20 protein-coding genes and 2 pseudogenes are annotated in these 22,560 nt (G+C 57.7%); 13 read left to right on the forward strand and 9 right to left on the reverse strand.

The features are described from left to right. Window positions 1-152: 152 nt before the first annotated feature. Window positions 153-398, forward strand: coding sequence for a hypothetical protein (locus ABRP98_RS09530; RefSeq protein WP_349858916.1), 246 nt, complete (start codon window positions 153-155; stop codon window positions 396-398). A gap of 546 nt (window positions 399-944) precedes the next feature. Next, window positions 945-1,850, forward strand: coding sequence for a DUF2268 domain-containing putative Zn-dependent protease (locus ABRP98_RS09535; RefSeq protein WP_349858918.1), 906 nt, complete (start codon window positions 945-947; stop codon window positions 1,848-1,850). Between the two features lie 49 nt (window positions 1,851-1,899). Here ABRP98_RS09535 and ABRP98_RS09540 read toward each other — a convergent pair whose 3' ends face one another. From ABRP98_RS09540 to ABRP98_RS09560, 5 genes are all read right to left on the reverse strand, one after another. Next, window positions 1,900-2,238 (reverse strand): type IIL restriction-modification enzyme MmeI, encoded by a 339-nt coding sequence (locus ABRP98_RS09540; protein ID WP_349858919.1) that lies wholly within the window; start codon window positions 2,236-2,238, stop codon window positions 1,900-1,902. A 78-nt stretch (window positions 2,239-2,316) separates the two neighbouring features. Beyond that, window positions 2,317-2,838 (reverse strand): hypothetical protein, encoded by a 522-nt coding sequence (locus tag ABRP98_RS09545; protein ID WP_349858921.1) that lies wholly within the window; start codon window positions 2,836-2,838, stop codon window positions 2,317-2,319. A gap of 60 nt (window positions 2,839-2,898) precedes the next feature. Then, the gene (locus ABRP98_RS09550; protein ID WP_349858923.1) at window positions 2,899-4,038 is read right to left on the reverse strand and encodes a hypothetical protein; all 1,140 of its coding nucleotides are present in this window, start codon (window positions 4,036-4,038) and stop codon (window positions 2,899-2,901) included. After that, window positions 4,028-4,777, reverse strand: a complete 750-nt coding sequence (locus ABRP98_RS09555; protein WP_349858924.1) for an ATP-binding cassette domain-containing protein — start codon at window positions 4,775-4,777, stop codon at window positions 4,028-4,030. The genes ABRP98_RS09550 and ABRP98_RS09555 overlap by 11 nt, the downstream gene beginning before the upstream one ends. Beyond that, entirely contained in the window at window positions 4,735-5,139 is a 405-nt protein-coding gene (locus ABRP98_RS09560) for a hypothetical protein (RefSeq protein WP_349837235.1), read from the reverse strand. The genes ABRP98_RS09555 and ABRP98_RS09560 overlap by 43 nt, the downstream gene beginning before the upstream one ends. A 248-nt stretch (window positions 5,140-5,387) precedes the next feature. On the opposite strand from ABRP98_RS09560, the pseudogene ABRP98_RS09565 reads away from it, so the two are divergent. The 3 genes and pseudogenes from ABRP98_RS09565 to ABRP98_RS09575 form a co-directional block, all read left to right on the forward strand. Beyond that, a pseudogene (locus ABRP98_RS09565) lies at window positions 5,388-6,580 on the forward strand (IS3 family transposase); the annotation flags it as partial. Between the two features lie 178 nt (window positions 6,581-6,758). Further along, window positions 6,759-7,208 (forward strand): annotated as a pseudogene (locus ABRP98_RS09570) (transposase); the annotation flags it as partial. Window positions 7,209-7,484: 276 nt separating this feature from the next. Beyond that, complete coding sequence (locus ABRP98_RS09575; protein ID WP_284771193.1) at window positions 7,485-7,676, forward strand: hypothetical protein; 192 nt, start codon at window positions 7,485-7,487, stop codon at window positions 7,674-7,676. Between the two features lie 1,072 nt (window positions 7,677-8,748). On the opposite strand, the gene ABRP98_RS09580 is transcribed toward ABRP98_RS09575, so the two are convergent. Beyond that, on the reverse strand, window positions 8,749-10,437 hold the full coding sequence (locus ABRP98_RS09580) for a VanW family protein (RefSeq protein ID WP_349858926.1): 1,689 nt from the start codon (window positions 10,435-10,437) through the stop codon (window positions 8,749-8,751). A 34-nt stretch (window positions 10,438-10,471) separates the two neighbouring features. After that, complete coding sequence (locus tag ABRP98_RS09585; protein WP_349858928.1) at window positions 10,472-11,611, reverse strand: glycoside hydrolase family 3 N-terminal domain-containing protein; 1,140 nt, start codon at window positions 11,609-11,611, stop codon at window positions 10,472-10,474. A gap of 58 nt (window positions 11,612-11,669) precedes the next feature. Here ABRP98_RS09585 and ABRP98_RS09590 point away from each other — a divergent pair, with 58 nt between their 5' ends. The 3 genes from ABRP98_RS09590 to ABRP98_RS09600 are packed head-to-tail and all read left to right on the forward strand — an operon-like array spanning window position 11,670 to window position 15,587. Then, window positions 11,670-12,176: a universal stress protein gene (locus tag ABRP98_RS09590; RefSeq protein ID WP_034657804.1), complete on the forward strand. Its 507-nt coding sequence runs from the start codon at window positions 11,670-11,672 to the stop codon at window positions 12,174-12,176. 22 nt (window positions 12,177-12,198) lie between these two features. Next, window positions 12,199-12,396 carry a DUF2613 domain-containing protein gene (locus tag ABRP98_RS09595; RefSeq protein WP_023024221.1) on the forward strand — a complete coding sequence of 66 codons (198 nt, stop codon included), beginning with the start codon at window positions 12,199-12,201 and terminating at the stop codon, window positions 12,394-12,396. A gap of 14 nt (window positions 12,397-12,410) precedes the next feature. Then, the gene (locus ABRP98_RS09600; RefSeq protein ID WP_349858929.1) at window positions 12,411-15,587 is read left to right on the forward strand and encodes an alpha-(1->3)-arabinofuranosyltransferase domain-containing protein; all 3,177 of its coding nucleotides are present in this window, start codon (window positions 12,411-12,413) and stop codon (window positions 15,585-15,587) included. Here the strand turns inward: ABRP98_RS09600 and ABRP98_RS09605 are convergent. Continuing rightward, window positions 15,481-16,626: an acyltransferase family protein gene (locus ABRP98_RS09605; RefSeq protein ID WP_349858931.1), complete on the reverse strand. Its 1,146-nt coding sequence runs from the start codon at window positions 16,624-16,626 to the stop codon at window positions 15,481-15,483. The genes ABRP98_RS09600 and ABRP98_RS09605 overlap by 107 nt on opposite strands. 50 nt (window positions 16,627-16,676) lie before the next feature. On the opposite strand from ABRP98_RS09605, the gene ABRP98_RS09610 reads away from it, so the two are divergent. Further along, a complete protein-coding gene (locus tag ABRP98_RS09610) occupies window positions 16,677-17,870 on the forward strand; it encodes a porin PorA family protein (RefSeq protein WP_349858932.1) in 1,194 nt (397 codons plus the stop codon). Next, on the forward strand, window positions 17,851-19,332 hold the full coding sequence (locus ABRP98_RS09615; protein WP_349858934.1) for an MmpA family trehalose lipid delivery protein: 1,482 nt from the start codon (window positions 17,851-17,853) through the stop codon (window positions 19,330-19,332). Before ABRP98_RS09610 ends, ABRP98_RS09615 begins: the two co-directional genes overlap by 20 nt. Here ABRP98_RS09615 and ABRP98_RS09620 read toward each other — a convergent pair. Next, complete coding sequence (locus tag ABRP98_RS09620) at window positions 19,226-20,335, reverse strand: glycosyltransferase family 4 protein (RefSeq protein ID WP_349858936.1); 1,110 nt, start codon at window positions 20,333-20,335, stop codon at window positions 19,226-19,228. The genes ABRP98_RS09615 and ABRP98_RS09620 overlap by 107 nt on opposite strands. A gap of 24 nt (window positions 20,336-20,359) precedes the next feature. Between ABRP98_RS09620 and ABRP98_RS09625 the strand changes: the two genes are divergently transcribed. From ABRP98_RS09625 to ABRP98_RS09635, 3 genes are all read left to right on the forward strand, one after another. Then, window positions 20,360-21,106 carry a class I SAM-dependent methyltransferase gene (locus ABRP98_RS09625; RefSeq protein WP_349858937.1) on the forward strand — a complete coding sequence of 249 codons (747 nt, stop codon included), beginning with the start codon at window positions 20,360-20,362 and terminating at the stop codon, window positions 21,104-21,106. A gap of 46 nt (window positions 21,107-21,152) precedes the next feature. Further along, window positions 21,153-21,854, forward strand: a complete 702-nt coding sequence (locus tag ABRP98_RS09630; protein ID WP_349858940.1) for a CPBP family intramembrane glutamic endopeptidase — start codon at window positions 21,153-21,155, stop codon at window positions 21,852-21,854. Between the two features lie 138 nt (window positions 21,855-21,992). Next, complete coding sequence (locus ABRP98_RS09635; RefSeq protein ID WP_349858942.1) at window positions 21,993-22,274, forward strand: hypothetical protein; 282 nt, start codon at window positions 21,993-21,995, stop codon at window positions 22,272-22,274. Window positions 22,275-22,560: the final 286 nt, after the last annotated feature.

The following is a 22,560-nucleotide window of genomic DNA, read 5'->3' on the forward strand; positions in this document are numbered from 1 at the left end:
GGCATGGTGGTAGATTACCTTTCTTCCCAGCCCGACTAGGCTGGATATCAGGTGTCCACCAAAAGGGGGTCAGGTCCGTGGCCTTTCCCGACCGCTTCGACAAATACCTATAAACCTAGCCCCACACACAAACAACTTGACACGCTCCACTAGTGGACGCAACCAACAACCGCGAAGCCTACACCTTCACCTGGGACATGATCGCCGCCAACTTCGCCACCAAAATCCTGCAAACAGGCCAAGACTGGGTTAATTTCCGCACTGAAATAAAGAAAGCCATTCTTGAGCTCACTACCGCGTGGCCCAACGCCGGCATTACAGCGGACACGAACGGTGTGACAGTCACTAGAACCTCCCCATCAGTTCAACAGAAGCCACCTCGCCCCGAGCTCGACTAGACCAATCGCGGAGAAGCAGCGCCCTCCGGGGCGCTTTCTTTTTGCACAAAACAGGCTGCGCATATTTACCAATACGAGGTCAGTTATCCACAGGGTTTCACCTGCGGGTTTACCTATTTTCCCAGGTCGCTTATAACTATATCCCTGTAGATCTATATCCCCAGCCGATCAACCAACAAAACCGTTCACTACGGGTTACTGTTTATGCTCCCGCCTCGCCTTGCGACTCGTTGGGCTGCCGCCCAAATCAAAGATTTGGTTGCCACCAAAACACCCCACAACAACCACAATCCTACGACCCTCCACGTAGTTTTGTGCTTCTTGCAAACAAGGGTAAACCCCTGTACGACACACAGTGTGACAACCGAGGTGGTATTCGATGTACTACTTGTAGGTAGCAAGCGTACGATCGCACGCGTTTTGCAGCGCCGGACAATCCCGTTAATAACAGCGACTCCTACTTCGCTGGCCAGATATATTAACCGGACACGTTTATTGAACCTGGAGGTTGACCTTAACGCTGCGTCAAGGTGTACGTTTAGGGACATGACAATCTCGATGATCGACAGCGCCACGGGAATGCGCACGATGTTGGATAGCCCTCCGAGACAGTGGCAGGAGGCCGCTCGTAAATTATGGGAGCCCATGGCTGGCATGTATTTCTTCATTCCAGGCGGTCTCGATATGGCTACCGTGCACAGTCAGAACTTCGGATTCGGCCCGGATGCCTCACGTCAGCAAGTAAATGATGCGCTCTACAAATTGGAGGAGGCCAACGCTTGGTCTCGAGTTGAGCAAGCTCTCGCTAAAGGGGTTCAATACTTGGCGACTGCTAACCCAGGACTCATGATTCCTGACCTCACTGTGCTTCTAGTGTTAGGTGATCCTTCCAACGAGCACTTCATGGACGAAGTTCGAGGCCTGTCAGCCTTCGGTGGGATCAGTGGCTACATTGCCATCACCATTTGGCCGACTGAGGAAGTTCTCCATCGGCTAGAAGCGATTGCCCTACACGAGTTGCACCACAACGTCCGCTATTCAGCTGACGGCATCGTATGGGACCCGCAGACAGTGACCGTCGGTGAGCATGTCGTGGCCGAGGGGCTAGCCGACCTATTCGCTGCCCAGTTCTACGGAAAGCGTGGATATACGCACTTCGTCACCGACCAAACCAGATCGAGAGAAGATGTACTAAGACGGGTCGTCGAGGGCTTGGATGTGACAGGCATGCAGGACTTCGCCGCGTGGGTGCTTGGAGATTCGAGCGCCCGCCTGATGGGATCGAAACCGGTTGGGCTACCCACCGGAGCTGGTTACGCCGCAGGGGCTCGTATCACCCAAGCCTACATGGATAAGACAGGTCGGACGGCCGCCGAGTGTGTCACCACCCCCGCCGCTGAAATCTTAAATGTTGCCTTGCCACAACTAGGCCTGACGCGACACGACAGCTGACAAAAACACCTGGTATGTCCTGCCCTAGGGCAGGACATACCAGGTGTTTTTAGGGCTGCTGCGTGGTGAGCTTTTCGTAATTGGCAAACAACAGCTCCTGGCGCTGCCGGGCGGTCGTGAGCTTACGGGAAGCGCCAAATGCCTTATCCACCTCACGGTCAAGCGCGTCATGCGCCTTGATGAGTTCCGGTGCTATTGCGAGTGGGTTGTATTGCTCGGCCAGCGAGCGCTCTGGGTGCAGCGCGCGGGCATCGAGCACCTTCTTGCCTGCCTTAATAATGCGCTGCCGTGTTTTCTCGTCGAGCTCTGGCACGGGGAACGTGTACCACGTCAGAGTTGATCCGAAGCGGAGATCGGATTTAATTCGTCCTTCAATTGTTTTTGCCACGTAATAAACAATTGAAGGACGAAATCAAAGAGAATTGAAGACCTTCTGGGTCAGGTAGAACGAAGTTCGCGTCTCCAGCTAAAACGCAGAGCGCTTGAATTTATGCAAAGAAACAACACTTACGAAAAAAGAAACCGCGCTTAATAGTAATGGAATATGGCCGGGTGGAACCTCTAGAGCGAAAAGGAGAAGTCTCCAATTCGTATCAGACAATGATGGCCAAAGAGCGGTTTGTAAAACAAGCTGTGCTACAAGCGACAAAGCAAGTGTATCCACACTCACATATCTACCTATAAAAAGCGTCAAACCTGTAAGAACAGTAGATACATAAGCAAATCTAGTGCTTCCTATGCCGCAAAGGGAAAATACCCAAGGAATAACCCATAACGTTACGAGGACTATACCGTCAATAAACAGCCAATTCCGTGAAGCTTGTGCTTCTAACCTGGAAATCTGATTTCTGAAAAAAATCACTGGCAATGCGGCATAAGAAAACGAACATAAAGTGCCAACGTTTGCCCCAGCAGTATCATTGAGCCAAGGGATATTTAGCAACCATCCCTCAGCAAAAGCAAGAACAAAGCCAATAAACAGCACCATGACTAAAACAGTAATTAGCCTATGCCCACGGCAGTACAAGAATGCGTATGATGTCATGGACTAGTCGCTAACTCTGCACACAGAGTGCTCGATACGCTGAACAACGTCTCCAACGTTAACTTGTCGATTAGGCTCCCAAGGAAGACCGCTAAGCGTAATTCCCAAATCTCTTGCCGGAATTCCGCAGATCTTGGCGTCTGAACGAATCAGCTCTGCAGATCCAGCTTGATCCACAAACTCTCCAACTATCCCCTCTACCGTGGATTGGCCGCTTAGACTTAAATGCTCTTCCGAAAGATCTCCCCACATCACGGGACGTTCTGAGAAATCTCTCCACTCAGTAGGTGCTATTTTAGAAAAAGCATCTCTCGCCTGGATATTAAGTAATATATTTTCGCTAGGAACTTCCGGCCATGCGCAGACATTAGAAGAGCAAACAACCTGACGAGAATCTCTTTGTGCAAGGCCAAACTCTGTGAGTTGCTGCGCCCAAGCAAAAGAACCAATAAGACAGAGAATCCCTAAAAAGAAAGTTAACATATACATTTTATTACGGTGCTTAAACAGTGCCGCAGCCGATGCTATGGTCAGCGTAGCTCCAATAATCCCTGCAAGTGCTGTCCCAATTGCTTTCACATCTAGCGTTGCATCAAAAGAACAGCACGCTAAAAAATCACCAGTTATATGTCTAAGGGCCCCAGGAGAAGTGGCTGGAACTACCGCATACCAAGAATATGCAAGCGCAGCTGATACCGACACTGATACCAGTGGTTTAAACGAAAAACCAAGTGCACTTCCGATTAGCGTCCAACAGATACCGACGATGGACGAATACGCCAGCATAACCCAAAAGATTAAAGAGCCGAACAGCGAAGAATCAGTACTTTGTGAAAGATTTGCTACTACATAGCTAAGAGGAAAAATCAGCGACCAAACAAACATTCGGTTCACATAAATACGAGCCACAGATTTTCGCCCCATCTGCACTAGAGGACGAAAACGTGATGCCTCCCATGCCATTGCAGCAGAAACCGCAGGAGCAATTACAAAGAATACCAATGTAGATTGAGCAGCATTCGACTCATAGTACGGCGTCTTTCCTAATTCCGAAATAGGAACTGCGCTAAGGATTAGCCCAATAACACAAATCCATAATGATGGACGACGAAGCCAGTGTTTAACACCAAAATTAGGAATCACTGTAATTTCCTCTCCGTACAAAAGATCGTGAGAGAATATGCGCTGGGGTATTTCCCGACTCTGTAGCTAGCTGTACAAAATCTTGCCGTGAACCATCGAAATGTAGCTTCCCCTTATCAAGGACAAGAACACGTTCGAAAGGCCTCTGTAGTTCGCCAGCATCATGCGTTGAAACAACTAGGTTATGCCCTCTATCCACAATCCGTTGGTATACCTCAGTTACATGCTCTTTGTTGAGTGGATCAAGTGCCGCACTAGGTTCATCAAGCAGTAATGTTTCCGCCCCAGAGTTCAACGCAGTGGCGATCGCTAGCCTAGAGCGTTCTCCGCCGCTAAGACTTTCGCACCGTTGATTAGACACTCTTGACAAATCTACAAAATCTAGCCAATCTAAGCTTTCTTTCTTTGCAGTCTTTTTATCTCGCCCAAACAACCAAGCAACATAAGCGCAGTACTCACTAGAGGTGAAACCGGTAATAGGATTGAATGTCTGCTCTACTAGAGATATAGATCCCTTCCTTAGTACTGTTCCTTCCTTCGGAGAAGAATCTGATGCAAGAGCAGAAAAAAGCGTTGATTTCCCAGCGCCATTAGCCCCCAGTAGAAGCGTGGGGCGTTCATCTATCACCAACTGCGGTATATCCAGAATTGTCTTATTTGAACGCCGCACTCTTAGTGCATTAACCCGAGCGGTTACTACCATACAAATTTCATCCACTTGATGGTTAAGTGGTTCCAATCAAATGTATGGATATCAGCATGATAATTTCCTGCAGCCTGGCGCCCCCATCCGCCTCGGTCCCATCCCCCATAGCACCTATTAAACGAACGAGATCCCAGGTCGGGGTCCGGCTTCATAGAAAGCTCTCGGCGCAGGGTCATCTCAACTTTTCCAGGAGATCCATGCGGATCATTTAAACAAGTAGCTGCTGTAATCTCCGTGTTGTACCCATCAATATTTCGATCAACCCAGCCACGAGTCCTGAATCCATCGGAAACTCCGCTAACACTAGTTTCAAAGTGCCCCTCCGCATTCGCTGGAGCAGCGAACATAGAAACCGCCAAGGCAGTAACTAGCCCTGCTACAATTTTCTTCTTCACAGAACTTCCCCTTTCGAAAATTAAGCACGCCAAAATTGGCCTCACTTTATGTACCTGCCTCAAGCCCTAAGTGTTAAATGACTTTACCTATGCCCGAAACAGTTTTACCCTAACTTATTCGCTTATAGTATGCACAGCCCACAGTAAAGATATTCTAAGTAATTACCCCCAATTACGGACCTGACCCCCATTTGGTGGACACCTGATATCCAGCCCAGTCGAGCTGGCAAGATTGGTAATCTACCACCATGTCCAGGTACTCCGAACAGTTCAAACGCGATGCCGTGGCCCTCTATGAGAACAATGAGGACCTCTCACTGAACGCAGCATCAGCAGAGCTCGGTATCAACCGTGCCTCGCTGCATGCTTGGGTCAAAAAGTACGGCACCGGCAAACGTGCCCGCATAAAAGCAGTGCATGATAAAGCCCAAGCGGCGAATGATTCTGCGCGAATCCGACAGCTAGAAAAGGAAGTCTCTAAGCTGCGCGAAGAACGCGATATCCTGCGTAAGGCCGCGAAATATTTTGCTTAAAGCAGACTCACTGGTGATCCGCTTCCAGTTTGTCTATGACCACCGAACCGAATACTCGGCTTATGCGGATGTGCCACGTGTTAAAGCTCAATCGTTCCTCGTTTTACAAATGGGTCAAAACCCGCGAAAAACGTAGGTTAAAGATATATTCTGACGGTCTTATTGGTGCAAGGATCACAACCATCTTTGATGATGAGCACGGGCTTTATGGTGCTAAACGCATCGCCGCAAGCCTTAAGGAAGACCCGGCGTATACCCCGGTCAATCACAAGAAGGTTGCACGCATCATGAAAACCATGGGACTAAAAGGCTTTAGCAAACGGCGTCGATGCATCACCACCCGGCGTAAGCCTGGTCACCGCGTCATGCCAGATTTAGTAGGCCGCAAATTCACAGCTGACGAGCCGAACCGTGTGTATGTCGGCGACATTACCTACCTGCCGTGCAAGGGAGGCAAAAACATGTATTTGGCCACAGTCATTGACACTTACTCACGCAAACTTGCAGGTTATGCACTCGCAGACCACATGCGGGTCTCACTGGTCATCGATGCTCTAGCCCACGCACACGACGTGCGCGGCAGTCTTGACAGAGCTATTTTCCATTCCGATCACGGCAGCGTGTACACCTCACAAACCTTTAGGAACTACTGCTCGTCGTTAGGTGTACGCCAGTCCATGGGAGCGGTAGGAACGAGTGCCGATAATGCCCTGGCAGAGTCATTTAACGCCACCTTAAAACGTGAAGTGCTACGTGATCGGAAAGTCTTTGACAACCCAATTACCTGTCGCCAAGAGGTCTTCCGGTGGTGCATGCGCTATAACACGCGCCGGCGGCACTCCTGGTGCAATCTCGTAGCTCCTGATGTCTTTGAAACCAAGTCTTCGGCTATACTGACCACAGCAGCAAAGCTAACCCCCGACGTGTCCACTTTCCGGGGGTCGGGCCCCTCGAACACACCAAACACCTCATGCACCACCCAGAAGAACATCGTGACGACCACCACCAGCTAACCGCCTCACCAAACCCCGAAATTCATATCGAGCCGAAAGCACAAGCGGCTACACCACTCCACCGGACTTGACCCAACAAATCGACAAGGAAGTCACCGACCTCATCAACGACATCCCCCACACACAAATCCTGCTATCCATGCCGGGAATCGGGCCGAAGACGGCTGCCCAAATTCTCATGACCGCGGGCGATATGTCCGACTTTCCGTCAGCTGGGCACCTAGCCTCTTACGCTGGCTTATCGCCCCGAACGAATCAGTCCGGAACCTCGATCATGTCGAACTCACTGAATAGAGTCGGCAACAAAAAACTAAAGAACGCCCTATGGCAATCATCTTTTGCATCCATCAGATTCCACCAGCGTTCACGCCAATTCTATGAACGAAAGCGCAATGAAGGCAAAAGACACAACGCCGCAGTCGTAGCACTCGCCCGCAGACGAATCAACGTCCTCTACGCCATGATGCGCAACCACGAGTATTACCACGACCCCGCCCCAGCAAAAGAAGCCGCAGCAGCTTAACCCCTAACAGTGAAACAAGCCGACTGGGCAAAATCCCAGTCGGCTACCAGTCGCGCGCAAAAACAACACACCTAAAAATCCCGAGTTAGGGATCCGCCCCGTCCACCCCACCCGCGAGATTGACAAACTACATAGGAACACCCCCCTATTGGGGTATCCTTTCTTCTATTATTATTCTCGAGTTGCGAGTAGTCCGGAGCCCCTTACGATTATGGGTGTTCCAGTTTAAATCTGCTGGATAAACACCTAATGTAACTACCTCGAAAGGACTAGTCCATGGAAGATATCCTGGTAAACGGCATCCTAGCTTCTCTGAGTACTGCTCGCGATCTCGGCCTCGAAGTACTCGAAAATGGATCCGCCCTGTTTGACGCTGCCGCAACTTCTTCTGAGGGCTCTTCCCAGAAACTGGAAGGTTCCTCTGAAGCAGGCAAGCACTTTTACCACATCATTGACGCAATCGGATAATTTGTAATCCTACGAAGTCCGACCCCTGTGCCTACGCGGGGAGTCGGACTTTTTCTATACCGTTTCCGTTTCCCCAACAAACCTTGCGCGAAACGTAGGGCTCGCCCTCCGGAAAGTGGACACGCTAGGGGTTGGGCACATTTGTAGAAAGAGAAACGATGGAGCTTTAAAACGTAGTAAATCCGCTTTGTCATCAGTCGCGAGATGCTTAGCAAGCCAGTCACAGCTGAGCCTTTTTGGCCTACGTCTCGCCTCAGCGCCGTAGAGGCCAAGTACTATATCTCCGAGCCGCCAACAGCGCCCATTAAAGCGAAACCAAGTCTAAGTCGCTTCAGTTAATTCTCCTTATTGGAAATGAATAGAAAGATAATAGTCAGCACTGCAAATACAATAATAATTCCGTATCACCATTTAACAAACACGGAAATTACCATTTAGAGGGACACAATTGTAGCTAGAATCTTATTCCACATAACTGCTCGCCAAATCGTTTTTGATTCAGTACCGAAATGGGATTTACATCAGTTACCCCCTAAGTGTGCATCACAATCGATGTGGCGGAAGTCTCGTACGGTAGTGGGTTACCGTCTTACTGGCGAAAATTTTACTGCATCCTAATTCTCTTTGAAGTGGCGGCACGGGTGAGAAAAGCGGAGCCTGATTCAAGTTTGGTGGATGCCATATATCTAGCTTGGACAAGACTATTCATCACATCAAACATGCCACGACTGACCTTTAGACCATCACAATTCCTTTCCTCCTAGCCGGACAAGTTTACGGTATGGCCTGAATAGCGCATTAGCTCCCACAGCGTCGAATTACACCCACTGCTGGAGCCTTTGTCATAGCCTCAATCGAGACGTCCGAAAAATTGATCCATCATTCTGATAATCATCAACCAACCGGTGCCGATGACGGTGTAAATGACGATGTTGACGATGAAAGCGATAAACTCCACCCGGAACTACTCCACGGTCTGACAAAACCTGAGCTGTAGATATCGTCGGCGGAACCGGCGGCGTAGTGGCTTTGACCACCCCGATCAGGTTGTTAGCAGCGCGCTACTTGCCTCTTAGCCACACCGCACGATGGGCTGGGGATCGTAAACCGTGGTCTTGGTCTCGCGGGAAAGCTCCTTGCCGCCGAGATCCTTGATGATGCGGGTATCGGACGTCGTAAAGCCCGGGGCGCCAGATGATGGTGAGCAATTGCTGCCCGGCACGGACATTGGCTGTGGTTCGGTCTTGGCCCAGCGGCCGTTATTGATGGATTCCACCTCTACCGTCTTGGTGCCCTTCAAGCGGACGGTGATATTGCCGCCGCCAAAACTGGTCTCGATCTGCACTGGGGTATTGAAGGTATTGGTAAATTGCAGGTCAATGGCACCCTCGTACACGGTGGCTTCGCGGCCGGCCGGGTAGCGGGAAATGTAGTACGAGTGCGGAGTGTGCGCAGTATCTTGCATGCCGGCGAAGTAGGCGGCGTTATACAGGGTGGTGGCGAACTGGGAGATGCCACCGCCCACGGCGGTACCAGAGTGGCCGTTGATGATGATGCCGGATTCCACATAGCCCTGCGCGGTGCCGCGGGGGCCGGTGTAGCCGTTGAGGGAGAAGGTCTCACCGGGGTTGACAACGGCGCCGTTGACCTCTTGGGCAACGAGCTGGATATTGCGCCCAGAAGCAGAGGAAAAGCCGCCGGTAGAAAACTCGCCCACGGTATCGTTAAACGTCGCGTTTTCGGCGTCCTCGGTGGTGAAATCGGCCGGGTCAGGCTTGTAGGTTGCGTCCCACTCGCGGTCATCGCCAGTCACGCGCTTATCAAAGCCCTCCATGGTGGGCTTCCAGTCAATGATCTCACCGTCCTGGGAGGGGGTGACCTGCCGGGAGCCACCGGCGAAATTCACCTTGGCGTTCACGCCAGGCACGTCGGCGCCATCGCTGCGCTCTTGCAGCAATTGCTGCGCGCGGTTGCTATCCACCACCAGGTGCAGCTGGCCGTCCTTTTTCTCAATGCTGGTGAACTGGGAGATCTCCGGTTTATTCAGCGTGGCGGTGACGTTATTTTTGGCCTTCAAGGTCAACGGGTTATCCAGGGCCTTGGCGGCATCGCCGGTGCGCATCTTTTCAATGGCTTCATCATTAATGGCCGGCTCGATTTCTTCCGGCTCCACCTGCACGCCATCTTTGTCCAGCCAATTCGCTGCCACGGCATCGTGCAATTCGGTGCCGTCTACGGTCTGGCCCAACGTGGGATCGGTGACCTTGAGCTCGCCATTATTAAGCTCGAGCATGCCGTCGACCGGTTCGGTAGAAAGCTCGTCTTTGACGCGGTCGAGGGTGGGCTGCAGCTTGCTATCGTCCACATCGGTTTCTACCGGGATATCTTCGGTGGAGCGAAAGAAACTAACCAGCCGGGTAATCGGATTGAGCGAAGGCTCCTCGATGCCATCGACGGCGGCCTGGTTATCCAGCGCTAGGCCGGATTCGGCAGGGGTAAATTCAGACTGCAGATCGCCCGCGCTCACGGTCACGGGCTGGGTCTCAACACCATTGAGCTCGTCCTCGAGCTTGGCCACGGCGGCGGTGCGCTCCATGGCGGAAATATCCACGCCGCCCACGGAGACGCTGCGCGGGATCTTGTCCTGGTTTGCTATGACATCCCAGGCATAAGCGATGCCCGCAATGAGGACGAAGCCAACGATCACGCCAAGCGTGATGAGCCAGCCCTTTGCACCGTTTTTTCCTTCTGCCTTCTTCACGCCTTAAAGGTTAACGGGTATAGGGGCGTTTTTCCTAGTCGCTGTCCCCATCGTGTACATGGCGGGCGGCATCGCCGAGGCGCTCAGGGGCCAACCTGCCCTCATCCACGGCGCCCACCACAGCATCGATCACCGCATTGATATCTTCCTCTGTGGACCACAGGGGCATGTCGGCACCGGCGGCGAGGGAGGTAATGACGGCATCGGCAAGCGGAAGCGAATCCGAAATGGCCGCCATGCCGCCAATATCATCGGTATAGATGGTGCCGTCATACTGCAAGGCCTCGCGGGCAAGGCCGTAGGCCTCCGGCAGGATGGAGGCTGGGGTCTGGCCATCGCCCAGGCCCGGCACCGCGAGGTGGCCCATCATTAGCGCCGCATTCGGGGCTGCGGGAATGGCATTCCGGAAGGGAATGAACTCGTGGTTCTCAAGCTCTTCGAGCGGCGGGGTAATGGCCTCCGCCAGGTGGGTATCGCCCGAGGCGCGGCCGTGGCCCGGGAAGTGCTTGAATACGGCCTTGACCCCGGCGGCATCCAGCCCGCGGGCGAAGGCTGCGCCATATTCGCCGGCCTGGGCAGGGTCGGTAGAAAAGGCGCGGTCGCCCACGACTTCGAGGCCATCACCATCGACATCGAGCACCGGCGCAAAGTCCACGTTGATGCCGTAGTCCATGAGCCGCTTGCCGATGTCCCCCGCCAGCTGTTCCACCTGCTCCGGCGAGTTTTCCGCCGCCATCTGCTGTGCGGAGGGGTATTCGCCCAGGATTTCAGAAAAACGCTGCACGCGCCCGCCCTCAAAGTCGATGGCAACCTCAAAATCGCGGCCTAGTTCCGCGCGCAGGGCGTTAATATTGCGGCCCTCTTCTTCCAGCAATCCAGGATCCGCCCAGCTCGGGATGAAGATGCCTCCCACGCCGGCCTCCAGCTTGGCCTTGGCGTCCTCGTAGCTGGTTGCCGGCGGCATGAGCACCGAGGCGGCGGTGGCGCGAATATCTTCCGGCGCTGGCGCTGGTGCCGGGGCTGGGGCGGCCTCCGTGGCGGACGCGGCGTTACCCGGCGATGAGGCCGCGGGGGCCGCAGACTCGCGCGCCTTGTCCTCGTCCGAGGCGGAATTAGAGCAGGCGCTCAGCACCGCCACGAGGCCCAAACTGGCAATGATGCGGGAATATGTCATGCCTTCCAGTGTGCAGGATTCCTCGCGAACTGTCCCAAGCGGTGGGTAGACTAGTGACATGAGTAACGGCAAAACAATGTTAATTGCCTATGATGGCACCGAACGCGCCGACCGCGCCTTGGAGTACGCCGCCCAGCTTTTGCGCCCCTCCACGGTGGAAATCCTCACCGCGTGGGAGCCGGTGGCCCGCCAAACCGCGCGCGCCGTGAGCCGCACGGGCATGCACCAATCCACCGTGTCCCCCGATAGCGTGGAAGACGATCCCGCCTACGAGGAGGCGCTGAAGATCTGCCGCCAGGGCACCCAGTTGGCCGAAAACCTTGGCCTGGCCGGCCGCGCCCACCTCGTGGAATCCGCCACCACCATTTCTTCGGCCATTGTGGATGCCGCGCACGAGCTCGACGTGGATGTCATCGTGACCGGCACCCGCGCGCTCACCGGCTTTCGCGCTTGGTGGACCAACTCCACGGCGGACCAGATCGTGCGCAATGCAGGCCTGCCCGTCTTTATCGTCCCGCAAGAAAACGACGAAGACGCGGAAGATGACGATCCGGAATACTTCTAAGTAGCTGCTACTATCTTTAGCCATGGCTCTGGAATCCGATTCTTTAAACAAGCGCACCCTCGGCCCCGCCGTGGGTAGCGCTGTTGTGGGCATCGCCCTGGGCATTATCACCATCATCGGCATCGCCCAGTTCTCCGGCAGCGATACCGTGCCCGAGGGCAATGCTGTCTCAGCCGATGATGCGGTGCTGGGCGGGCCTGAATACGGTTCCCGAAATTAGATGGGCGCACCGGCGTGCATGACCGGACCGATCAGCTCCCCCGCGGCCCACACAGCGGTTCCTATTTACACCGCTACCGCGCACTAGCCCGCGCCCTGCGCCACCGCTGCGCGCGCCTTGCTCGGCCCTACCCGCTCGGCATTATTGCCTTGGGCCTTATCCTCGCGGTACAGCCGTGGGGGCTGACCGCCGCCGATACCAAACACGATCTGGCCGCCAACCCGCGGCACTTCCTGCGCGGCGCGCTTGATGCTTATACCGATATCTTTACCCTGGGGCAGCTGCAGAACCAGGCCTACGGTTACCTCTTCCCGCAGGGCCCCTTTTTTGTTTTAACCGAGCCCCTGCCGGATTGGATGGCCCAACGCCTGTGGTGGCTGTTGGTCTTAAGCGTGGGCTTTATCGGCTTTCATAATCTGGCCACCCGGATAGGCCTGCGCGGCCGGTGGGTCTGGGTGGCGGCGATGCTCTATGCGCTCTCCCCGCGCTCGCTGTCCACGTTGACGGCCATTTCTTCTGAAACCTGGCCGGTCATGCTAGCCCCGTGGGTCATCCTGCCCTTCCTGCGGGAAAAACTCACCTGGCGCGATGCTGCCGCCGCCACGATTCCCGTGGCGCTGATGGGCGCGGTCAACGCCACCGCCACGCTCGCGGCGTGCACCCCGGCGCTTGTCATCGTGGTCTATCGCCGCGCCTTCAAGCCCGGCGCGGCCTGGCTGCTTGGCTGCCTGTGCGTATCCGCGTGGTGGATTGGCCCGCTTTTAATCTTGGGCCGCTACGCCCCACCGTTTACGGAATTTATCGAATCCTCCCGCGTGACCACCCGGTGGCTGAACCTGCCGGAAATCCTGCGCGGAACAACGAGCTGGTCGCCCTTTGCGGATGCCGAGCGCATCGCCGGCAATGAGCTCGCGACCTCAGCGTTTTTTGTCCTTATCACCATGGCCGTGGCCGCAATAGGCATGTATGGCCTGTGCCGGCTGCCCCGCGTATGGTCCATCATGCTCATTACCGGCGTGGCGATTTTAGGCTGCCAGGCGGGGTGGTACCTCGATGCGCTCGATGGGGCGCTAGCACCCCTGCGCAACCTCCACAAATTCGATCCGTTGGTGCGCATCCCGCTGCTGTTGGGTTTTGCCCGCGCCTGCCAGCGCCTGCCGCTGCCCACCGGCCTGCGTCCCACCAAGAAGCAGACGGTGGGCGCGCTGGTGCTGCTCGTGTGCATCAGCGCCCTCTCCCCGGCGTGGTCGCAACGGCTGCTGCCCTTAGGGGCCTATGACGAGGTGCCGGATTATTGGCATGAGGCCACGGATTACATCAACGAGCATGCGGAAAATACCCGCACCCTGATTTATCCCGAGGCCTCCTTTGCCCGCCAAGAGTGGGGTTGGACCCGCGATGAGCCGGCGCAGCCGCTTCTTGATGTCCCCTGGGCCGTCCGCGATGCCATTCCCCTCGTGCCGCCGGAGGCCATCCGCGGCCTCGACGGGGTGATGTCAGTACTAGAGGAGGACCCGGCCAGCGGCGTGCGCGCCTTGCAGCGCCTGGGCATCGGCGCGGTGATGGTGCGCCACGATCTCTTTGCCGCCGATAATGACACCTTGAGCAGCAAGTTTGGCGGTGAGCTGCATACTTTTGGCGAGGTCGATGTGATCCTGCTCGAGCAGCATTCCATGGCGCTGACCTCAGCCGATCCCGTCCGCGTGGCCGGTGGCGGCGAGGCGCTGGCCTTCCTCGATGCCCATAATGGCCCCACCGCCCGCGAGCTGGTGGACAATGATGCCGATATCGTCACCGATACCCCCACGCTGGTGGATCGCAATTACGGCACGCTCCACGGTGCCGCCTCGGCCCCATTGGCCGCAGATGATCCCAGCCACGTTTATAACCGCCTGCGCGATTATCCCTCCGCCGGCCCACTGACCACCGTGGAGACCCACGGCGGCGATGTCGAAGTCTCTTCTTCTGCTGCCGATGCCACCGCCTTGGGCGGCGCCCAGCCGGAAAAGTCCGCCACCGCGGCAGTCGATGGGGAAAATTCCACCGCCTGGTGGCCCGCACCCGGCGATGATGAAGGCTGGATCGAGCTGCGCGGTGACTTTAGCCAACCGCGCCTGAAACTCATGGCCACCAGCTCCACCACGGTCACGGTGCGCTCAGGTGGCGCTTCTGTAGAGGTGGATCTCCAGCCCTTCCGCTCCAAGACGGTGCGCGTGCCCGGCGGGGATTCCCAGGCAATCCGCGTGGAATTATCCCACCGCACCGGCATCGCGGAACTGGAGGTAGAAGGCCACCCCATCGAACGCGTGGTCACCGTGCCGGATACCTCACCGAATGTGCACCAATTCTTCTTCCAGCAGATGGTGCACGATACCGGGGTGCTCATTCGCGATGTCACCGTGCCGCGCCGCATGGAGGTCACGGTGGATTCCCCCAAGCCGGTGCTTATCGATTCCCACCGGTACTCCCCCGGCAACACCCTGACCCTTGAACCCGGCGTCCACCGCGTGCGCACCACCGGCGCATGGGTGTCCATGACGGAAAAGGGCTGGTCCCCGCCGAGCGATTATCAGCTCACCGATTTTTCTATCGCTGCTGCAGAGGATGAGCGCCTGCTCAATACCGGCCGCGTCTTCAATAAGGGCCTGCGCGGATTTATCGGCGATACCGAGCTCACCGCGTACGAGATCGATGCCGCCACCCAGGCGTTTATCGTCCCCGCGGGTACTCACGGGGAATTCCGCATGACCTTTAAGGCGCAGCCCGCCTACCGCGCCGCCTTGCTCTTTGGGGGCGCGCTCGGCCTGGCCACGCTGGGGTTCTGCCTGCTTTTCGCCGCGCGCCGTAGCCCGCAGCCCACCTGGCACCCGCATCCTGGTGGCATGGCCTCTGCGATGTACTCGCTGGCCTGCCTGGCACTGGTGGGATGGCCGGCGGCGCTTGCGGGCATGGCCGCCTGGCTCATCGTGCGCTGGACCACCATTCCGCGGGCTTATTTGGCCAGCGGCGTGGTAGCCGCGGCCGGGGCCATCCTCGCCCGTGCCCCGTGGACCTCCGGGGCCTATGCAGGCGATTCCGTGCTGCTTATGTGCTTATGTGCCGCGGGGCTGGCCTGCCTTTTCGCCGCCGACGGCCCCGGACCCGGCCCCGGCCGCGGCCCATCAGAAGATCGCGGCCCGGGCGCTCGATAAGCGTGTAACTCGCCGCAGAAACCACAACGGTGCCTATCACCGTGACGGCAAGGATCACCCAAAAATCCAGCGGTTTCCCGCTAAACAACGCCACCCCGGTCAGCGGGAAGGCCACGGCGAGCACCGCCACGTGCCACAGGAAAATGGAATAGGACCACGCGCCCAGCGCCTGCATGAGCGGCGAGGTAAGCCACGAGGTTCCACGTGGAACCAGGGCCACCGGCACCGCCACACACGCAGCAAATACCGCCCCGGCGATGATGCGGCGGGCAAATTCCGCCGGCTCCGGATGCACCAGCCCGGCCGGCCCAAACCAGTCCCGGCTCGCCACCCACAGCACGAGCCCCGCCAGCACAACCCAGGCCCAACGCACCTGCAGAATGCGCGCCGTGCGCTTGCCGATGCCCCTTTCTTCCACCTCCGCCGCCAGCATGCCCACCGCGAACCAGGAGGCATAGGCCGGTGGCCAGATTTGCGAGTTAACCTGGTCCTCGGAATAGTCCGCGACAAAGGGGATAAATCCCCAGCCCCAGCTCAGTACCGCGGCACCGGCGATAACGGCCATGCGCCAGCGCTGCGGCAGGCCGCCAAGGGCCCAGACCAGAAGCGGTAGTACTAGGTAAAAGAAAAACTCCACGCACAGCGACCACAGGTGGGTAAGGCCCGGGGCAAGGCCATCGACTACATATATCTGCGTGGAGGTCAGGTTGGCGAGGATCTGGGTGGGGGTGATGGAGTGGGTATCGGGAAGCAGCAGCAAAACCGATACCACGCAGGCATAATAGGCCGGTGCCAAGCGCGCGATACGGGAGTGGGCATAGCCGCGCACCGTGTGCAGCCCGCGCCGGCGCCACAGGAGGAAGGCGCTGAGGGCGAAGAATACGGCGACGAAGAAATCGAAGCGCCCGGCAAATCCCCACCCGGTGCCGGTTTGGAAGGATACGTGGGTGACAATGATCCCTAATGCGGCAACCGCGCGTAGGCCGTCTAGCTCCGGCAGGTGCTGGGGTAGTCTTTTCACAGATGCCTGCGTGCGCACGCTTGCTCCTTTACCCCGGAAACCTGAAACTGATTGGATATAGTACTGCAATGAGCCGCTACCTTTGGCCACGCTCGCCACGGGCGTGGGTTGTCATTGCCGCAATCATTTTCCTCCTCATTGGTACCCTCGCCCCGACCCTCTACAATAACCGGACCCGCCCGCTGGGCTTGGATAAAGATTTTTCCACCTCGAGCGGGCCCACCGACGCGGTGTGGATGGACGTGCGCGCCCTCATGGCCGGTGAAGCTCCCTCAGATACCACATCCAGCGATGACCCGCGCTGCGCCGACAAATCCGCCCCGATGTGGTGCTACCAGCACCACGGGCCGCTGACCTTGGAGCGCACCATTGCCACCGGCGAGGTAGACGATGATGACACCATCGCCACCACCGATTCCGTAACCAGCCTGCTTGCCGGAAAAGACGGGGACTCCCAAGAGGAAATCGCCTCCGTTGATCAACACTCTGTGCTCAACCGCGAATCCACGTTCCCGGTAGCGGATCCGGTCAATAAATGGGCCCTCGCCCTGCCCGAGTTCAACACCGATCTGACCCGGGAGGACTTCGAACGAGACGGCCTGACCTATTTCTTCCCCTCCGGTACCGAGCAGCGCTCCTACGCATTTTTTGATTTCCTGGCCCAGGAATCCACGCCGATGGACTTTACCGGCGACTCAAAAATGGATGGCATCCCCATCTATTCCTATCACCAGGACTTACAGCCGCTGCCGCTGAAGAACACCTTTAGCAATATCAGCGCAGATTTGGGCAGCACCACTAAAACGGACGAGCTGAAATCCGGCGATTTCCAGTTGACAGGCCCGGCCAGCCGTTTTTATGACCGCCATTCGCGCGAGCTCTTAGATCTAGATGCGGATGCCACCGTTATTGTCGAGCCCTTTTATACCGTGGGCCGCGATATTTCGGTCGAGCCCACCACCGGCACCATCGTGGATGTCCGGGAAAACGTCAAGGTCTTTTTCGCCACCGATATCCAGCAGGCGGGAACCCTCATCGCAGAGGATGACACCGCAGATCGCTCCGTGCTGGCAGCGGATTTCCGGTGGTCAGAGGATACCCGCGCGGAGCGACTCGCTGAGGTCCGCCCGGTAATCTACGCCATCCGGGGGCTTATGGCCGTTGGCTGGCTGGGCAAGGCCATCGGCGTTTCCCTGCTCATTTTCGCAGCCTACCAGTACATGCTCCGCCACCGTGACGCCCATGATGCCGCACACGCCTAGGCGCATCCTCCTCGGGCTGTGGGGAATTATTCTCGTAGCCGCGGTGTGCTGGCCCTTCGCGCTGCCCGGTGAATTCCTCTGGCGCGATATGGTGCTCTTAAACGATCCGGGGCTTACCCCATCCGCGCTGGGCGCGGGTAGCTTGCCTGCCCGCAACGCGCCCCAAGATGGGTTTTTGGCCTTACTCGGCGGCGCCTGGGCCGCCCGGGTACTCATCTTTGCCGCCGCCGGGGCCGCCGCGCTCAGCGCCGCACTGTGGTCTCGCACCACGGTAGCGGCGCTGGCCGCGATGACCATCGCGGTGGCCAATCCTTTTGTCATCGAACGCCTCCTGCAAGGCCAATGGTCCCTGGCCATTGCCGCTTGGCTGCTCCCGGTTATCGCCTGGGCGGGGCGCCGCCACAGCTGGCTGGCGTGGCTGGCCATGTGGGGCGCATCGCTTACCCCCACCGGCGGGTTATTTGCGGTGGTCACCGCCCTTTTTACCTGCCGGAAGCGAGTGGCCTTGGCGGGCTGCCTCTTGTGGCTGCCATGGCTGGTTCCAGGCCTTTTCCAAACCGGTGTGCCTGGCGATGCCGCAGCCGCCGTCGCGGCCTTTTCCCCGCGGGCAGAAGAACACGTGGGCACGGTGGGCGCGCTCTTGCGCCTCGGTGGAATCTGGAATGGTGAGGCCGCTCTTGGCCTGGCCGTGTTCGGCCTCTTCGTCGCAGTCCTCGCGCTGGCGGGCGCGCACCGCGTCCCGGCGCGCTTGACCGTCCTGGCCGCGCTGGGACTCGGCGGGGCGCTGGCGTGTTGGCTATTGCCCGGCATGCTGGAATGGGCCATCGATAACGTTCCAGGGGCCGGCCTTTTGCGCGATAGCCACAAACTCACGATGCTCGCGTTGCCGCTATACGTCGCCTCCATCGGTGCGCTGCCACAGATTCCGGCCACGCTGGCGCTAGTGGCTGCCACCATCCAGATCCTCCCCGCCCCGTCCCGCCTTGCCGTGCTTTCTCCCCGCGATACCGGGGTGGATGAGCAGTTGGTGCGCGATATCGACGGCCGCGTGGCATTCTTTCCCGAACGGCCCAATTTGGTGGAGGTTCCTTCGGGGGATGGCGGCGCGCTTGGGGAAGCTACCCCGGGAGTCGCGGTCGATCCCTATTCCAAGGCCGTGCCCATGGTGGAATCCGGCGAGCTCAGCGTGGACGGTGAAGTCATCGATCAGGCCTCGCCGCAGTACCGCGCGGCGCTGCGCGCCTGGCAGGACCGCGATATGGCGGGCCTTACGGAACTTGGGGTGGGCGTCGTGGTGGTTGATGGCGCCATCGCCGCAGAGACCACCGCCCCGCGCCCCGCGCTACCGTGGGCGCTTACCGCCCTGTGGATGGCTTACCCGCTACTAAGCCTTGGAGCAATTGTGCAAAGGCAGCGCCGGTCTTCTCCCACGAAAAGCGCGCGGCAAACTCCCGGGCATTAGAACCTAGGAGCCGGCGCAACTCCGCGTTATCCAGTAACTCTTGGGTGGCCGCCACGAAGTCACCTTCTTCTTCTACAAGGATTCCGGTCTCACCATCGATTACACTATCGCGCAGGCCAAATGCATAACCTACTGTGGGCACCCCATGTTGGGCGGCCTCCATGACGGCAAGGCCCCAGCCTTCTTTGCGGGAGGACATGAGGTGGGCATCAGCACGCGCGAGCAAGGCGTGCTTATAGTCTTCCGTAACCTGGCCGCGAAAGCGCACGCGTTCTGTCACGCCGAGCGTTTCGGCATAATCGCGCAGGTTCGATTCCCACCAGCCCGAGCCAATCACGTCCAATACCGCCCCCGGCGTGCGCGCCACCGTATCCATAGCGTGCTCGATCTGCTTGTGCGGGACTAGCCGCGAGAGGGTCACCAGGTGCTTATCCGCCTCGCGCTCGAGGGAAGGCACGTGCGCCGGAATGGGGTCCAAACCGTTGGCGATGATCCGCGCACCCTCAATGCCGAGCGCCTCCAGATCCTCGCGCGAGGCCTGCGAGACCGTGACGTAGGTCGAGTCCCGATATACCCGCGGTGCCACGCGCGATTCCAAGAACCAGCCCAACCGCCCGAGCACCGGACCGGCCACGGGCCATTGCTCGCGGTGGCAATGGTGGGTAAGTAATACCGTCGGCGCGCCGGAAATCAGGCGCGCAAAGAAGGGAATGCCGTTTTGGGTATCGATGACCACGTCGATGTCGCGCAGATCCCCCAGGCCCATTCTCCCGGCAGCAATGGCCATCCACGCGCGCGGGTACACGCCAAACTTGGCACCGCCACGGCTATAGCGCACGCCATCGCGAACCTCCCGGCGCGCCGCGTTCATGTGCTTAGAGGTGCGAAAGACCACCTCGTGGCCCTGCGCCGCTAGGTACTCCCCTACGCGTTCGAGGTAACGCTCGGAGCCACCGCCCTGCGGGTGGGTGGAATCGCGCCAGCATAGTAAAAGAATTTTCATCGTGGGGTATTAGCCTAGTGGTTTATGAAACACACCCGCGACATGGCCACGCTCTCCCGCTCCTGGGCGCTGCTGCGCTCTTTCCGCTTCGAGCAATCCCGCCCCGATATTTTCTACGGCGGCCTGGCAGAAGATACGGCCAGGTTGGTGGAGAACTTGGGCCACGACTTGGGCGTGCCGCTTGCCGATGCCCTCGTGCTCGACGTAGGCGGCGGCCCCGGCTATTTTGCCGCAGCCTTCGCGGACCGCGGAGCGTCCTACGTTGGCCTTGAGCCCGATGCGGGGGAAATGTCCGCGGCCAATATCCACCTCAGCAATTCCGTGCGCGGCGATGGCACGCGCCTGCCCTTCGCGGACGATTCCTTCGATGTGGTCTATTCCTCTAATGTCGCCGAACACATCCCCCGCCCGTGGGATATGGGCAAAGAAATGCTGCGCGTTACCCGCCCCGGCGGACTGTGCATCATGAGCTATACCGTCTGGCTCGGCCCCTTCGGCGGCCACGAAACCGGGTTGTGGGAACACTACGTCGGTGGCGCCTTCGCCCGCGACCGCTATACCCGCCGCCACGGGCACCCGCCCAAGAATGTCTTTGGCACCTCGCTATTTAATGTCCCCTGCTCCGCCGGCCTCACCTGGGCCAAGTCCACCGGCGGACTAAAGCTCGCCTTTCCGCGCTACCACCCCAGCTGGGCGTGGTGGCTAACCAAGATTCCTGGCCTTCGCGAATTCGCCGTATCCAACCTGACGCTGGTACTACAACCAGACTAGGCCACGCCACAGCTTGCGCCGAGGTTGTTCCACTATACTGCCCAGCATGCCGGACCAACTACAAAGCTCACAGCTCTCCCCCACCGTTCGCGCAGCTCACCTGGGGTGGGCTGTGGCCAGCGTCGTCGCCACATTTGCCGGTGCGGCACTCATTGGCATCGCCAGTGGCCTCATTACAAAGAGCGGTTCCTGGGTGGCCTTTGGCATCGCCGTCGGCGGCGCCATCTTCGGCTTGGGAACGGTCTGGTACGGCTTTTCCCGCCGCTTGGGCTGGTCGTGGCGCGATGCCGGGTTTGTGAAAGCCGAGCATTCCTTATGGCACCTGCTGTGGTGGATTCCCGTCGCCATTCTGGGCTCTGCTGCGACCACGGGCGCCGTCAATGCATTACTGGGCAGCGAACCAGCCGGCAATAACCTGTCCGCCGGCCTAAAGATAAGCCCTGCCGCCACCATCATGGTGATACTCAGCACCGCGCTTGTCATTCCCTTGGTCGAAGAAGTGGCCTTTCGCCGCGTCCTATTAGATTGGCTACAAAATTCCATGCCCACCTGGGCGGCAGCGCTTATCACCATCGCTGTCTTCGCCCTCGCACACGGCATCCCCGCAGTAATGCTCTACATCGCATTCTTTGGCACCTTTTTGGTGCTCGCGCGCTTCTGGTTCAAGACCCTTACCGCTCCCCTGTGCATTCACATTGCAAATAACACGGTCGTGGCAATCACGGCTCTGGCGGGACTATCGGGCTAAGCAGTCCCTGCGCAGCAGGAGAAAACGCTAGTTCAGTAGCCGAGGTGGAAACTACGTCCAGAATGCTTCAATGTACCCAGAAGTACGGAAAGGTTTCTACAGTATTTTATGGACACAACTTCTGGCACCATGGAGAGAGTGAAGAGCTCTAACCGCAAGAAGATCATTGAAAATTTGGGCAAACCCCGCATTGAGCCGTATCTAGAGGCTGCAAATGGAAATGAGAAGCATGCACTTGCTCTTTATCGTTGGGGCGTTGAGATGACTGCCTCCGTTCAAGAAACACTGGGTATTACCGAGGTTTTTCTTCGTAATTCCATTGATACACAATTGCAAAAGTGGAACAGCGAACAACTTGGACAACGCAGTACCAGTTGGCTCCTCGAGGCCCCAGCAAGGCCTTTCAAGGCAAGAGGTTAGAAGCTAAAAGGCGGGCTCAGAAGTCAGCAGATCGTCGCCCTGCTAGCCATTTTCGGCATGGGCAGGCGATTACACATGATGATGTGCTTGCTCACACGATGTTCGGGATGTGGAAAGATATCCTCCCTAATCATGCACCTGACACAGATCCGGAAAAGACCGAAAATAAAAACCGCTTCACCTTATGGGAAGGGGCAGTAAAGGACGCTTGGACCTGACCCCCTTTTGGTGGACACCTGATATCCAGCCTAGTCGGGCTGGGAAGAAAGGTAATCTACCACCATGC

Origin of the sequence: Corynebacterium sp. KPL2838, assembly GCF_040225455.1 — a bacterium.
GTDB classification, from domain to species: Bacteria; Actinomycetota; Actinomycetes; order Mycobacteriales; family Mycobacteriaceae; genus Corynebacterium; species Corynebacterium rhinophilum.